Raw genomic sequence first — 13,266 nt, forward strand, 5'->3', positions numbered from 1 at the left:
TTAGGCAGGATATCGCCGAATCCGGTGCGCGTCGTGGTCCCAGCGTCTCAATCTACGCGCCTTAACTTGTCTCGAAAGCGCTTTGCGCGATGCAGTCCGAGGGTGAAACGCCGAATCGAGTGTGGAAGGCCCGGCGAAAGTTGGACGCGTCGTGAAACCCCCACCGGTTCGAGACCTGCCGCACCGCGCCATGGAATTTCGGAGCACGAAGGAGGTCTGCCAAGCAACGGTCGAGCCGTTCGTCGCGCACACGCGCCTCAATCCCACCCTTGCCGAAAACCCGGTACAGCGTTGCGCGCGACATCGCGAGGTCACGACAGATTCGTTCCGTTCCAAGATCCTCACGACCCACGTTCTTGGCGATGTAGCGCTCGACGAGCAGCGCGCGAGAGAGGTCTTGTTGCGGGTCTTCGGCCTTGGCGGCTTCGCCGTCTAGCGCGGCGCGTATCAGTGAAAGCAGCGTCTGCGCCTTGAGTTCGGCCTGGACTGTCAGGCCAGTCATGACCTCTTCGACGAAAAGCTCCAGCGCGAGTCCGAGCCCTGCGCCATGCGAAGTGTCTTTGCGGAATGACAGATAGCTAGGATCGTGTGAGGGATCGTATTGCAGCGCGGCATGGGGTATCAAAGCGCCGATACCCCGGGCATCCTTTACGATGCCAGCATAAGGGCGAGAAAAATCGATTATGTGAACGGTGTTGGCATCGACACATGTGCGCTGAGGGCCCTGAATACCGCACGTCGATCCTGTTCGGTAGGTTTCGATCAACAAGACCGGCTCAAGGCCGCCGCGAGTATGACGCCCGTCTCGGTCGATGCGCAAACCCGAAAGTTGCACGGCGGTGGCGACAAGGTTCCGGTACGGCTCGAGACGGGCGGCAATCTGGAGTTCGGGCTGATTTTGTAACGTATTCACGGCATAGAACGGCCGTGCCAGGTCATGGGCGGTGTCGATATCGAGATCGAACCCCTGCAACCAGTCTGCATCATGGATTGTCATGAGGCCTCTCGCTCCTGCGCTGCACTTCGGCGAGTGGCGCGCGTGCGTCTGGGCGGTACGGACGCGGGCGGTGTCGAAGCCAAACAAACGGGCATGGCTCCGAACCGCCGCAATACTGCCAGGTCAGTTCTGTTAGCAGCGGGCACCTTTTGGGATTGTCTCTTGGGCGGTCGTGCCTTCAGGTGCTTCCGGGTCATTGGACCACTTACGCGCAGCGTGGTGAGAGGCATCTGCCTTCTCGCGACGAGTGCAGTTGGTCTGTGTTGGTTGATGCAGTCTTGCGTAAACGAAAGGGCGCGGGTGCCGGGACGGACCTGTGCGGCCGTCACAACCATGCGCGTTTCGCGAGAGCTGACCATGACAATCAAATCGTGTTTTTTTCAGCAGATACCCCTAAAGCATCATAGCATGAAGTTGGAAAATGCTGGGCAGGCTTGTCACCTGACATGTCGGAACGCACGGTATGGGCGCAAAAGAGGTCCGATTTTGCCTCTTTTGGCGGCAGCGCAGCCTAGCTTGCGAAGGGTCTTTTCCCGTCGCCGGAGAGATGGGTGCGAAACCACTGCACTCCAGTGATTCGTACCCCAGGCGGGATTCATGCGACGTTGAGTTGCTTTCGCAGCATGGAGAGTTTTAGGCGTTAGCCTTGTCCTCAAGGGCTTCAGCGATTTTGGAAAGCCCTTCGTAAACTGCACCGCCGATAATGCATGATCCGACAATAATGCCCACAAGTATCAATACTGCGCTGGCCGTCATCGTTCTCTTGCTCCTAGTTTGTTCAGATTTAACGCGAAGGCCAACCAAGATCGCGAAGGGCCCAGTACTGATTAGAACCAAGTAGCCGCAAGCGATAGGATGAGCGGCGGAAAATCCTGTTGTCCGTTTCAACGGCCTGAGCAGATACCCAGGCGAATTCGGCGAACGCGCCGTTGGCCGATGTCCGCCGCCATTCACACGTCCGCGTTCTCAAGCGGCGGCCTCAAGTGGTGCCTCGCGGCCGCGAAAAACTGATAGCTAAACGAAAACGCGCTCCTTGGATAAGGCCAATAATGCGTGCACCAGCCACGACAACTCGTCAGGCACGGATTTGCTGTCATTCCATTGCGTAGAGGTCCACCAGAACCGATTGCTTCATGCGTGCCCCGACGCCGACAAAGAGCATTCGGTTAACCCAGTCGTAGCGCGCGTCGCCTGTTTCAAGACGGGCATGGGTCCGCATGTAATAGGATGAAGGGTCGACATCGTCGCCTCGGGCGACTGCATCGAGAATCTCCGTCGGCCCATGACGATACCCGTAGTTGGTGATTTCGATGATCGCCCCGTCATTTGTTTCCATCGCATAACGCGTGTCGAGTTCAGCAAGACCATTGTGAAAGATCGTCTGCCAGTCAGCTCCAAGGTTGAGAAGGTGACCAGACAGTCTCTCGCCCGTGACCTGCCCCCCTATGATGGGGATGATCCGGCGCTTTCCAGCGCGCCCGGCGCCCATTTCGAGGATGGGATCGAGATCCACGTTGAGTTGACACACATGTGTGAGCGTTGGTCGTGGCAGGAGCATGAGGGCATGCCTTTCACTGAATTAATTGTTTACCAATGTAACAGTCTTCATTTAAACTGCCAAGCGAAGGAGGACCGCCATGTCACGTGAGGCTGCACAAGGCGCGCAACGCCCCGGTGTTGACCACAGCCGTTCAGATCTGGAGGATCTGATCGGCTACAACCTGAAGCGCGCCTACATCATCGTGCAATCGGATTTTCGCGACGCATTGGGTGCGGATGGCATGTCTGCGCGGGTGTTCACGGCGTTGTCTCTCTGCGTGAAGTATCCGAACATCACTCAAAGCGAACTTGCACGAATGATGGGTATCGAACGCTCGGGCCTGGTTGCGATCGTAGATGAGCTGGAGGCTAGGGAACACCTGCGGCGCGCGCGTGTTCCCGGCGATCGCCGTGTGCAAGCGCTTGTTCCGACCGATGCGGGACGGGCAGCTTATGACGCGGCAATCCAGGCCGTGCGAGCACATGAAGATCGCCTTTTCTCGGATATGACGAGTTCTGAAAGGGCCACACTTTTGGCGCTGCTCAAGAAGATCCGGGGATTGGAGAAGCAGCAATGACGATCTTGAATTGGGCCGGACACGGGGCCATCGTCACTGGCGGTGCATCGGGCTTGGGAGCGGCAACGGCAGCACGGCTGGCGCAGGACGGGCTCACTGTCACGCTTTTCGACCTCAATGCAGAGGCGGGCCGTGTACATGCCGAGAAGATAGGCGGACACTATTTCTCGGTCGACGTGTCTGATCCGGTTTCAGTTGCCAAGGGTATCGAAGCGGCCGGTCGTGCGCTGACCATGCCGCGTGTCTTGGTGAACTGCGCCGGGATCGGTGGCGCCGCCAAGACGGTCTCTCGTGGCGCGGCACATGACCCATCCCTGTTCCATAAGGTTATCAAGGTCAATCTCATGGGCAGTTTCAACTGCGCGAGCCAGTTTGCGGCTATGATCTCTGCAGCGGAGCCTGTCGACAGAGACGGCGCGCGCGGTGTCATCGTCAACACGGCCTCGGTGGCTGCATTTGACGGGCAAGTCGGGCAACTGGCTTACGCGGCCTCGAAGGGTGGTATAGTGGCGATGACCCTGCCCATGGCGCGCGATCTGGCAGACAAGGGTATTCGCGTCTGCACGATTGCACCGGGATTGTTTCTGACGCCTCTGCTGCACGAACTGCCCAAAGAGGTTCAGGCGTCTCTGGGGGCGCAGGTGCCATTCCCGTCGCGATTGGGCGCGCCCGACGAATTTGCCGACATGGTCAGCCAGATCACCCGTAACCCCATGCTGAACGGAGAGGTCATTCGGATGGATGGTGCCATTCGGATGGCGCCGCGGTAGGAGAGGCGAAATGAATACCCTTGACCCAACCGATTTCTGGGCACCGCGGTTTGACATCGTCACCCGCGCGGATGGTTCGACCCTGATGCAGCAGAAAGACCCTTTACCGGACCATCTTCCTACCTTGGCGGATTATCTGGACAAATGGGCAGACGCCACTCCGGATCAACCTTGGATCGCGCAAAGGGATAAGGGTGATGACTGGCGTAAGATCACTTATGCCGAGGCTCGGGATGCGGCGCGGCGGATCGGGGCTAGCCTGCTTGCAATGGGGCTGGGTGCAGACAGGCCCCTGTTGATCCTGTCTGGCAATTCCCTGGAGCACGCATTGCTCGGCGCCGCATGTTTTTATGTGGGTATTCCATACGCCCCGGTCAGTCCGGCCTATTCGCTGGTGTCCGAGGATCATGCCAAGCTGAAGGACATCGCCGCGCTGCTAAAACCAGGTGCGATCTATGCCGAGGACGGCGATGCGTTTGCATCGGCGATGGCTTCGATCGGTCAACGGGGTATGGCCGTGATAAGCCGTGAAGGTCAAAACACGGTGCAGTTCGACGACCTTCTGTCGGGCGATCCGGCAAAGGCCCAAGCGTCGCGAGCAAGTTTGTCCGGTGAAACCGTGGTGAAATACCTGTTCACCTCCGGTTCGACCGGGTCGCCCAAGGCCGTCATCAATACCAACAAGATGATCTGCTCCATGCAGGCCATGGTGCGCGATTGTTATCGCTTTCTGGAGAAACGCCCGCCGGTGGTACTGGATTGGGCCCCTTGGAACCATACCGCGGCCGGGAACAAGGTGTCGTATCTCGTGATGACCAATGGCGGAACGTACCATATCGACGATGGTAAACCCGCGCCGGGCAAATTCGACGAGACCTTGCGCAACCTCCGTGAAATCGCTTGCACATGGTATTTCAACGTGCCCGTCGGCTGGGATCTTCTGGTCGAAGAGTTGGAAAATGATGCCCAACTGGCCGAGACCTTTTTCAGTCAGTTGGGTATGATGTTCTATGCCGGAGCCGGCATGGCGCAACACACTTGGGACCGGTTGCGCGCCGTGGCGCGAAAGACAACCGGCCACGAGGTGCCGCTCGCGACAAGCTTGGGCGCCACGGAAACCGCCCCATTTGCGCTGGCATGCACCGAGGTTCAGGAGTTTTCCGGCAATGTTGGAGTTCCGGCCGCCGGACTGACTATGAAATTGGTGCCCAATGGCGGCAAACTGGAATTGCGGCTGAAGGGGCCAAGTATCACCCCCGGTTACTATGGCGATCCTGTAAAGACGGCAGAGGCCTTTGATGGCGAGGGCTTTTACTGCATGGGAGATGCGCTCAGACCCGCAGATCCGGACGATCTCAGCAAAGGGTTTTTCTTTGACGGGCGGGTGGCCGAGAACTTCAAGCTGACCACCGGAACTTGGGTGGCCGTCGGTGCGGTGCGTGCATCATTGGTCGATGCGATGGAGGGCCTGATCCGCGACGCCGTGATCACCGGCGAAAACGAAGCTGAACTGGGCGCTTTGGTCATTCCGTCGGAGAAGGCAGCCTGCATGCCGGCGGACGATCTGCGCATCGCCTTGGGCCAAAAGTTGTCAGAGGCGGCAGAAAAAGCCACCGGTTCAGCCAGCCGGGTGAGGCGAGCCGTGCTCCTGACGAAAGAGCCGAGTTTCGACCGTGGTGAGATCACTGAGAAAGGCTCCCTCAACCAGAGGGCCATGCGTAGAAACTACCAGGATCTTATTGCCGAGATGTATGCTGGAGACGGGGATGTGATCCTCGCCTGACACAGGGTGGGCGGAAGCAGCCCGGAGAAGGCGGTTTCGTCAGAGTGCGTCGATGATCCAGACCAGCCAAAGCGTAATCGCCGGGAAACTGGCAAGGATCACAACGCGGATCATGTCTGTGATCACGAAGGGCAGGGCACCCTTGTAGGTCTGGCCAATGGGTGTCTCGCGGTCCATCGAATTGATGATGAACAGGTTCATGCCCACTGGTGGCGTAATGAGCCCGACCTCCACCACGATCAGGACGAGAATACCGAACCACAGGCCGAAATCATTCGCGCTCATCCCGAAATCCAGTGCCGACATGATCGGGAAGATGATCGGTACGGTCAGCAGCACCATCGAGAGCGAGTCCATCACGCAGCCAAAGATAAGATACATGATCAGCACGATGGTCAGGATCAACCACGGCGAAAAACCCTGATCGCCGACCCAGCTCGATGCGGTTTGGGGCAGTTGGGTAAGCGACAAGAAGCTGTTGTAAATACCTGCGCCGAGAACGATCAGAAAGATCATTGCAGAGGATGCCGCCGTGGCGAGGATGGCCTCTTTCAGCTTGGACCAGTTCATCTGCCGCGATGCGATCGCTGCAATGCCGGTGCCTGCCGCGCCGACGGCCGCGGCTTCGGTCGGGGTGAAGATGCCGGAGTAGATGCCGCCGACGACCACAACAAAGATCGTTACCACTGGCCACACTTTGCCCAGCATGAGAAGGCGTTCGGACCATGGCACGCGGTCACGCACCGCGGCACTATTAGGTGAGACTCGAACCCAGACCGAGATCGCCAGCATATAGCCGATGGCTGCGAGAACTCCGGGAAGAAGCGCGGCGACAAACAGCTTTTCGATATTCTGCTCAGCAAGGATCGCGTAGATGACAAGTATCACGGAAGGCGGGATCAGGATGCCGAGCGTGCCCCCGGCCGCCAGCGCACCGGTGGCCAGTGAACCGGGGTAGCCGTAGCGTTTCAGTTCGGGCAGAGCGACTTGGCCCATGGTGGCAGCGGTTGCAAGCGACGATCCGCAAATCGCTCCGAACCCGGCACAGGCCCCGACCGCCGACATCGCCACGCCACCCTTGCGATGACCCAGGAAGCCCTCGGCAGCACGGAACAACGCGGCCGACATGCCCGACAGGGTGGCAAACTGGCCCATCAACAAAAACAGGGGAATGATCGAGAACGAGTAATTCGAGAATGTGCCGTAGGTCAGCGTCTTTAGCTGGTTGAGCGTCATCATCGGCGTGCCGATTACCAACCATGTGCCGCCGACGCCTACCCCGATCATTGCCAAGGCGATCGGCATGCGCAGGAACACCAGAACGAGCAGGACAGGAAAGGACCAGATTGCAAGTTCAATATTGGTCATGGCCAGATCCTCGTGGCAAAAAGCGACAAGTGAAACATCGGGGATGTCAGGCTGGCAGGCCGACGATCCGCCGGACGGAGCGTAGGATGCAGAAGGCCGCAACCACGACGAACCCGATGCCGCCCACGAGCGCTGCGGTATATCCCTGCCATACCGGGATCTGCGCGATGAGGGTGGTTTCGCCGTAGGATAGTTTGTCCTGCATCCCGAGAAAGAGGCGATACGTGCCTACCGTTGCCACGACGAACATCGCAAGGTTGAACAGCAGGTCAAAGATGCGGATCATCCCGTCTGCCATCGCCGATTGAAACAGATCCACCCTCGCGTGGGCGTCCCTGAATTGCGCCCAGGGCAGAAAGGCAAAGATGGCCGCAGCCATTCCGATCTCGGTCATGTCATAGATGCCCCGGATCGGACCGACGCCGATGTCGAGCGGCACAAGCGCCCGGCCGATGATCGAGATACAGGTCAGGGCGACGATCGCCAACAGCACAAGGCCGCCCGCGATGGCGAGGGTCACGGCAAGCGTTTCGATGATTTTGCTCAATGCGCGATACATCTGCTTTCTGCCTCCCAACAACAGTCGCGGAGAGGCGCAGTTGCGCCTCTCCAGGCATTGTCGGCGGCTCAGCCGCCGTGTTTTTGGATCAGTGAGCGTGCCTGATCAATCAGCGCCGCACCGTCGATGCCCTTGGCATCCATGTCGGCAATCCAACGCTCGATCACGGGTTGGGCTGCGTCTTTCCACCGGGCGACCTCTGCCTCGTCCAGCGTGGCGATGCTGTTGCCGGCATTGACCGCGATTTCGCGGGCTGGGGCGTCCATGTCCCACATCACCTGAGTAGCAAAGGCCGAAAGCTTGGCGCCGGATTCCGCGTCCAAGATCGCCCGCAGATCGTCGGGCAGCGCCTCATACTTGGCCTTGTTCATCACTAGTACGATCGCGGCGGTGTAAAGCGCCTCATCGCCCGAAAACTCGGTATGGTTTCCGACAAGTTCCGACAGGCGAATTGCCGTCGTGACCTCCCACGGGATAACGGTACCCTTCACCACCCCTTTCGAGATCGCCTCGGGAATGGCGGGCAACGGCATCCCCACAGGTTCGGCCCCCAGTTCGGAGAGCAGATCATTGATGATCCGGGTCGGGCCGCGCAAAGTCAGGCCTTTCATGTCGTCAAGCGAGGTGACGCCGTCTTGGGTATGTATCAGGCCTGGCCCGTGCACCCATGCGCCCAGAACCTTGACGTCGGCGTATTCGTTGCTCTGCCAATCGGTTTCGACCATCTCCCAATAGGCTTTGGCCGTGGCGACCGGGTCGGTCATCATGAACGGCAGTTCGAACACCTCGGTGCGCGGAAAACGTCCCGGGGTATAGCCCACGACGGTCATCGCCAGATCGACAACGCCATCGCGTGCCTGGTCCATCAGCTCGGGCGGACGCCCTCCCAGGGACATTGCATCGAAATGCTGGATTTCGATCCGCCCGCCCGAGGCCTCTTTCACGTTCTCGCCCCACGGCTTGAGAATCTGCGCCGGTACAGGAGCGGGCGGTGGCAGGAACTGGTGAAGGCGCAGTGTGACCTCTTGCGCCATGGCCGCGCCGCCAAGTGCCGCGGCGGCGACGAACCCTGACAGGGTCGTCTTGATGAAGTTGCGTTTGTTCATGTCATCCTCCCTGATGTGACATTCGGTTGTTTCCAGCCCCGTACCGGGCGGTTACCTGAACTTTGGCGGCCGCTTCTCCAGAAAGGCGCGCAGGCCTTCCTTGGCGCCGTCCGATGTCTGCGACATCGCCGCAGCGAGGCTTTCGGTGAACAGCCCCTCGGATCGTGGCATATCCTGAATACGCGAGATGGCCTGCATCATCAGGTAGTTGGAGAAAGGCGCGTTATCGGCGATCTTGCGCGCCAACTCACGGGCGAGGGGCAAGCCTTCATCCTTGCCAACGCTGTAATGCGCAAGTCCAAGGGCGAGACCTTCGTCGGCACCATAGTTGCGCCCGGTCAACATCATTTCGCGCATTCGGTCCGCGCCGATCAGTCGGCCCACGCGTACAGTTGCGCCACCCCCCACAAAGATGCCGCGCCGTCCTTCGGGCAGCTGGAAGCGCACATCCGGCTCCGCGATGCGTACATGGGTAGAGGCAGCGATTTCCAGCCCGCCACCAATAACCGCCCCGGTAAGTACCGAGATTACCGGTAACCGCCCAAATTCGATCAGGTCGGACACGCGATGCCAGTTCCGGGAATGAAATACCCCCTCGATCGGCTCGCGGTGTTCATGCTCGGCCAGATCAAGGCCCGCGCAGAAATGCCCGCCTGCGCCACGCAGTATAGCTGCATTCACACCCTCGGGCGGAGCCGAGAAGAACGCGTCAAGCTCCGCGACGAGCTTGTCATTCATGGCGTTGCGCTTGTCAGGGCGGTCAAAAGTGATGGTTGCAATGTCGCCTTCGATATCGATGCGCGTCACTTTTCCCTGCTGTGATCCGTCTGCCATCTTGCTCGCCTTTGTATGACTCTCAAAATTGTTTTACTATGTAACGGTTTTTCTGTATAGCAATTTTTCAAGGGAGGAACGCCGTGATCGATTTCAGCACTGTCAAAGCCATCGACTTTCACACGCATGCAGAGGAGCCCTGCAACCACGGACGGGATGACGGGTACAATGAGTTCCAGGCGGGAATGGCGGCCTATTTCAAGAACCCTGCCGGTGCCGAAGGTATGTTGCCGACTGTTCAGGATACCGCTGCATATTACCGGGAACGCAATATCGCTGCGGTCATTTTCCCCGTCGATGCCGAACGCGAGACGGGGTTCAAGCGCTACTCGAACGAAGAGGTGGCGGAGCTTTGCGCCGAAAACGACGATATCCTTATTCCGTTTGCCTCAATCGATCCGCACAAGGGCAAGGCCGGGGCGCGCGAGGTCAAGCGGCTGGTGCGCGACTTCGGGGTGCGCGGGTTCAAGTTCCATCCGACCATGCAGGGCTTTTTTCCCAATGATCGCGATGCCTGCTACACGGTGCTCGAGGCCTGTGCCGAAGAAGATGTCATCACGCTGTTTCACACCGGGCAAACGGGCGTTGGATCTGGAATGCGTGGCGGTATGGGGATGCGGCTGAAGTATTCCAACCCGATGCATCTGGATGATGTCGCGGTCGATTTCCCGGATATGAAAATCATACTTGCGCACCCGTCATTTCCCTGGACTGAAGAGGGACTCGCCGTCGCACAGCACAAACCGAACGTCTATTACGACATGTCGGGCTGGTCGCCCAAATACTTTCCCGAGACCTTCATTCGCTACGCAAACTCGATCCTGAAGAAGAAGATGCTGTTTGGTTCGGACTGGCCCGCGATCACGCCGGACCGGTGGCTGGCCGATTTCGAGAAAGCCCCCTTCAAGGACGAGGTGCGCCCCTTGATCCTGAAGGAAAACGCGCTGCGCCTTCTGGGGGAGGCCGATGCCTGAGCTTGCCCCGATTGATCACGAGATCACTCTCGACGCGCTCGACCGTGATCCATTTCCGATTTATCGCCGCCTGCGCGCCAAGGCACCGGTCTGCCGGGTAAAAGCCACCGGGCGAACATTGTTGACCAAGGCGGCGGACACGAAATACGTCAAGGACACCCCGGAACTGTTTAGCGCCGATGATCCCAATACGCCCATGAAGCGCGCGTTCTGGGCTCATACCTTGATGCGCAAGGACGGCGAGGCACACAAGCGGGAGCGGATGGCCATGGCCCCGGCATTCTCGCCCAAGGTCATCACCGGCGAATGGATGCCACGCTACCAGAAGATCGCCAGAGACTACGTGGGAAGGCTGCCGCGCGGTGAAGTGGTGGATCTTTTTGCCGTCCTGTCCGGTGCCTATGCTGCGCGCGGGCTTGCGGTCCTTCTGGGGATCGAAGAAGCCCGCGACGAAGAGATGATGGAATGGAGCCAGGCGCTGATCGAAGGCGCAGGTAACTTTGGCTGGCGGGATGAGCCGTTTGAACGTGCGGATCGGGCGAACGAAGGCATTCATGCACTGCTCGACAGTCTACAGGAACGGCACCGGGCTGTGCCGAACAATTCGGCTTTTTCCGTGATGCTCAATGCCGACGACCCGATCCCGGAAAAACAGATCTATGCCAACATCAAAATCGCTATCGGTGGCGGCATCAACGAGCCCCGCGACGCGCTAAATACGACCTTGTTCGGCCTGCTGAGCAACCCCGACCAGTTGGAAGAAGTCAAACGGCAAGATGACTGGGACAAGGCTTTTGAAGAGGGCGTGCGCTGGGTTGCGCCCATTTCCGCCTCGTCGCGGCTGGTGATGGAAGACACTGAAATTCGCGGCTGCCTGATCCCCAAGGGCGACACCGTGATGACAATACAGGCCAGCGCCAACCGCGACGAGGATCTCTTCGACGACGGAGAAGTGTTCGACGTCTATCGCGAAAAGGTACAACATCAGAGTTTTGGCAATGGCCCGCATTTCTGTCAGGGCACCCATGTCGCGCGCCGTGCGGTGGGGCAGGTGATGTTGCCCATGCTGTTCGATCGATTTCCCAACATGTCGCTGCCTGATCCGGATGCCGTGATCTGGCGCGGTTTCGGGTTTCGTGGCCCGACCACCATACCCGTTTTGCTGAACTGAACATGATCCCTTTCAAGGCGCCCACCGACGATATCCTGTTTTCGCTCGCGCATGTGGCGGGGGCTTCGCGTGTGGGTGCCTGGGATTCCGAAGCGACCGCAGATATCCTTGGCCATTTCAGCCAGTTCGCGGAGGGTGTGATCGCCCCACTAAATGCCACAGGCGATGCCCAGGGCGCGACGCTGGAGAATGGTCATGTGCGGATGCCAGACGGTTTCCGCGAAGCTTACAACCAATTGGCACAGGGCGGCTGGCAGGGTTTGACCGCCCCCGAGGCTTTTGGCGGTATGGCCATGCCAGCGCTGGTCGCGGCTGGGGTGTCCGAGGTGTTTTCCGGGGCCAATCATTCCTTGCAGATGGTCTGCAACCTGGTGCCGGGTGCCATCGCCACGCTTTTGCGTTTTGGCAGCTTGGCACAACAGGACCACTGGATTTCACGGCTGGCCAGCGGCACGGCGTTGTCGACCATGTGCCTGACGGAACCGGCCGCAGGATCGGACCTTTCGGCGATCCGCACGAGGGCCACGTGGGACGGCGATGGCTGGCGGCTGAACGGGGAAAAGATCTTTATCTCAGGTGGTGATCAGGATCTGTCCGAGGAGATACTGCACCTCGTTCTTGCGCGGACAAGCGACGTTGGTCTTCGGGGATTGTCGCTGTTTCTTTGCCGGCGACAGCCCGCTGCAAAGGTAACCCGCATCGAAAGAAAACTGGGCCTGCATGCTTCGCCGACCTGCCAGGTGCTTTTTGACGGGGCCGCGGCCGAATTGATCGGCGAGGAGGGCGCTGGACTTGCCGCCATGTTCACGATGATGAACCATGCCCGTATCGATGTAGCACTGCAGGGGGTGGCGCATGCTGCAAGGGCAGCCCGGATTGCGGAAGCCTATGCGCAGGACCGCAAGCAAGGCCGCAACGCTGCCGGCGCGCCCGCGGTACTGTCCGATCATGCCGATGTCCGGCGGATGCTGGACGAGCAGGAGGTCCTCGCTCTGACCTCGCGCGCAATGTGCCACGTCTCGCTGGTCGAGATGGAGCTTGGCGCCGATCCTGCGTTGGCCGAGTTCCTGACATCGCTTTGCAAGGTCTACGGTTCCGAGGCCGGTATCCGTGCCGCCGATCTGGGAATGCAGATCATGGGGGGATACGGCTATTTGACGGAATACGGGATGGAGCAGATCTGGCGCGATGCCCGTATTTGCGCGATCTATGAAGGCGCCAACGGCATTCACACCAAGGGCCTTGTGACCCGGGGCCTGCGACCCGGCGGAGGGGCCGATGCGTTTGAAGCGCTGGTATCGACGTTGACTGAAGGTGTACCGGATCCCGAACTCCTCGACGCATGGCGTCATCTCAGACGTCTGTTGCAAGGGTCCAAGGATCCGAGCCCCTGGGCCAGAGCGTTTTATGAGGCGTCTGCCGCATTGTTTGAAAACGCGATCTGGCAAAAAATCCGAAAGGTTGCTGATCTGCACCCAGATGCCATGCGTCGGCACACGCTTGCCAGACTTGGGACTGCCAGGCGAACCAAGGTTGAGCCCGACAGGGTGAATTCGTAGCGTCGTCCGACGAGCACAAGCTTTTTCG

The 13,266-nt window shown here is 59.3% G+C and carries 12 protein-coding genes; 6 read left to right on the top strand and 6 right to left on the bottom strand.

Annotated features, from left to right (window positions below; translation table 11 throughout):
• Positions 1 to 61: 61 nt before the first annotated feature.
• Together ACFORG_RS16390 and ACFORG_RS16395 are read right to left on the bottom strand one after the other, a co-directional pair.
• Entirely contained in the window at positions 62 to 997 is a 936-nt protein-coding gene (locus tag ACFORG_RS16390; protein ID WP_386736587.1) for a helix-turn-helix domain-containing protein, read from the bottom strand.
• A 1,093-nt stretch (positions 998 to 2,090) separates the two neighbouring features.
• The gene (locus ACFORG_RS16395) at positions 2,091 to 2,555 is read right to left on the bottom strand and encodes a DUF3237 domain-containing protein (protein WP_386736588.1); all 465 of its coding nucleotides are present in this window, start codon (positions 2,553 to 2,555) and stop codon (positions 2,091 to 2,093) included.
• Between the two features lie 79 nt (positions 2,556 to 2,634).
• Here ACFORG_RS16395 and ACFORG_RS16400 point away from each other — a divergent pair, with 79 nt between their 5' ends.
• The 3 genes from ACFORG_RS16400 to ACFORG_RS16410 are packed head-to-tail and all read left to right on the top strand — an operon-like array spanning position 2,635 to position 5,667.
• A complete protein-coding gene (locus ACFORG_RS16400) occupies positions 2,635 to 3,114 on the top strand; it encodes a MarR family winged helix-turn-helix transcriptional regulator (protein ID WP_386736589.1) in 480 nt (159 codons plus the stop codon).
• Complete coding sequence (locus ACFORG_RS16405; protein ID WP_386736590.1) at positions 3,111 to 3,884, top strand: SDR family NAD(P)-dependent oxidoreductase; 774 nt, start codon at positions 3,111 to 3,113, stop codon at positions 3,882 to 3,884. The genes ACFORG_RS16400 and ACFORG_RS16405 overlap by 4 nt, the downstream gene beginning before the upstream one ends.
• 10 nt (positions 3,885 to 3,894) lie before the next feature.
• Positions 3,895 to 5,667 carry a feruloyl-CoA synthase gene (locus ACFORG_RS16410; RefSeq protein WP_386736591.1) on the top strand — a complete coding sequence of 591 codons (1,773 nt, stop codon included), beginning with the start codon at positions 3,895 to 3,897 and terminating at the stop codon, positions 5,665 to 5,667.
• A 39-nt stretch (positions 5,668 to 5,706) separates the two neighbouring features.
• Here ACFORG_RS16410 and ACFORG_RS16415 read toward each other — a convergent pair whose 3' ends face one another.
• From ACFORG_RS16415 to ACFORG_RS16430, 4 genes are all read right to left on the bottom strand, one after another.
• Positions 5,707 to 7,035 (bottom strand): TRAP transporter large permease, encoded by a 1,329-nt coding sequence (locus tag ACFORG_RS16415; protein WP_386736592.1) that lies wholly within the window; start codon positions 7,033 to 7,035, stop codon positions 5,707 to 5,709.
• A gap of 46 nt (positions 7,036 to 7,081) precedes the next feature.
• Positions 7,082 to 7,582: a TRAP transporter small permease gene (locus ACFORG_RS16420; protein WP_386736593.1), complete on the bottom strand. Its 501-nt coding sequence runs from the start codon at positions 7,580 to 7,582 to the stop codon at positions 7,082 to 7,084.
• Positions 7,583 to 7,662: 80 nt separating this feature from the next.
• Positions 7,663 to 8,700 carry a TRAP transporter substrate-binding protein gene (locus ACFORG_RS16425; RefSeq protein WP_386736594.1) on the bottom strand — a complete coding sequence of 346 codons (1,038 nt, stop codon included), beginning with the start codon at positions 8,698 to 8,700 and terminating at the stop codon, positions 7,663 to 7,665.
• 51 nt (positions 8,701 to 8,751) lie between these two features.
• Positions 8,752 to 9,534: a crotonase/enoyl-CoA hydratase family protein gene (locus ACFORG_RS16430; RefSeq protein ID WP_386736595.1), complete on the bottom strand. Its 783-nt coding sequence runs from the start codon at positions 9,532 to 9,534 to the stop codon at positions 8,752 to 8,754.
• An 83-nt stretch (positions 9,535 to 9,617) separates the two neighbouring features.
• Here ACFORG_RS16430 and ACFORG_RS16435 point away from each other — a divergent pair, with 83 nt between their 5' ends.
• The 3 genes from ACFORG_RS16435 to ACFORG_RS16445 are packed head-to-tail and all read left to right on the top strand — an operon-like array spanning position 9,618 to position 13,238.
• A complete protein-coding gene (locus ACFORG_RS16435; protein ID WP_386736596.1) occupies positions 9,618 to 10,508 on the top strand; it encodes an amidohydrolase family protein in 891 nt (296 codons plus the stop codon).
• The gene (locus tag ACFORG_RS16440; RefSeq protein WP_386736597.1) at positions 10,501 to 11,679 is read left to right on the top strand and encodes a cytochrome P450; all 1,179 of its coding nucleotides are present in this window, start codon (positions 10,501 to 10,503) and stop codon (positions 11,677 to 11,679) included. The genes ACFORG_RS16435 and ACFORG_RS16440 overlap by 8 nt, the downstream gene beginning before the upstream one ends.
• A 2-nt stretch (positions 11,680 to 11,681) precedes the next feature.
• A complete protein-coding gene (locus tag ACFORG_RS16445; RefSeq protein WP_386736598.1) occupies positions 11,682 to 13,238 on the top strand; it encodes an acyl-CoA dehydrogenase family protein in 1,557 nt (518 codons plus the stop codon).
• Positions 13,239 to 13,266 lie beyond the last annotated feature (28 nt).

This window comes from Lutimaribacter marinistellae, assembly GCF_042648365.1.
Classification (GTDB): Bacteria; Pseudomonadota; Alphaproteobacteria; order Rhodobacterales; family Rhodobacteraceae; genus Lutimaribacter_A; species Lutimaribacter_A marinistellae.

Coding starts and splice junctions, on each gene's coding strand:
- ACFORG_RS16390 (WP_386736587.1), bottom strand. CDS start 997: ATGACAATCCATGATGCAGACTGGTTGCAGGGGTTCGATCTCGATATC.
- ACFORG_RS16395 (WP_386736588.1), bottom strand. CDS start 2,555: ATGCTCCTGCCACGACCAACGCTCACACATGTGTGTCAACTCAACGTG.
- ACFORG_RS16400 (WP_386736589.1), top strand. CDS start 2,635: ATGTCACGTGAGGCTGCACAAGGCGCGCAACGCCCCGGTGTTGACCAC.
- ACFORG_RS16405 (WP_386736590.1), top strand. CDS start 3,111: ATGACGATCTTGAATTGGGCCGGACACGGGGCCATCGTCACTGGCGGT.
- ACFORG_RS16410 (WP_386736591.1), top strand. CDS start 3,895: ATGAATACCCTTGACCCAACCGATTTCTGGGCACCGCGGTTTGACATC.
- ACFORG_RS16415 (WP_386736592.1), bottom strand. CDS start 7,035: ATGACCAATATTGAACTTGCAATCTGGTCCTTTCCTGTCCTGCTCGTT.
- ACFORG_RS16425 (WP_386736594.1), bottom strand. CDS start 8,700: ATGAACAAACGCAACTTCATCAAGACGACCCTGTCAGGGTTCGTCGCC.
- ACFORG_RS16430 (WP_386736595.1), bottom strand. CDS start 9,534: ATGGCAGACGGATCACAGCAGGGAAAAGTGACGCGCATCGATATCGAA.
- ACFORG_RS16440 (WP_386736597.1), top strand. CDS start 10,501: ATGCCTGAGCTTGCCCCGATTGATCACGAGATCACTCTCGACGCGCTC.
- ACFORG_RS16445 (WP_386736598.1), top strand. CDS start 11,682: ATGATCCCTTTCAAGGCGCCCACCGACGATATCCTGTTTTCGCTCGCG.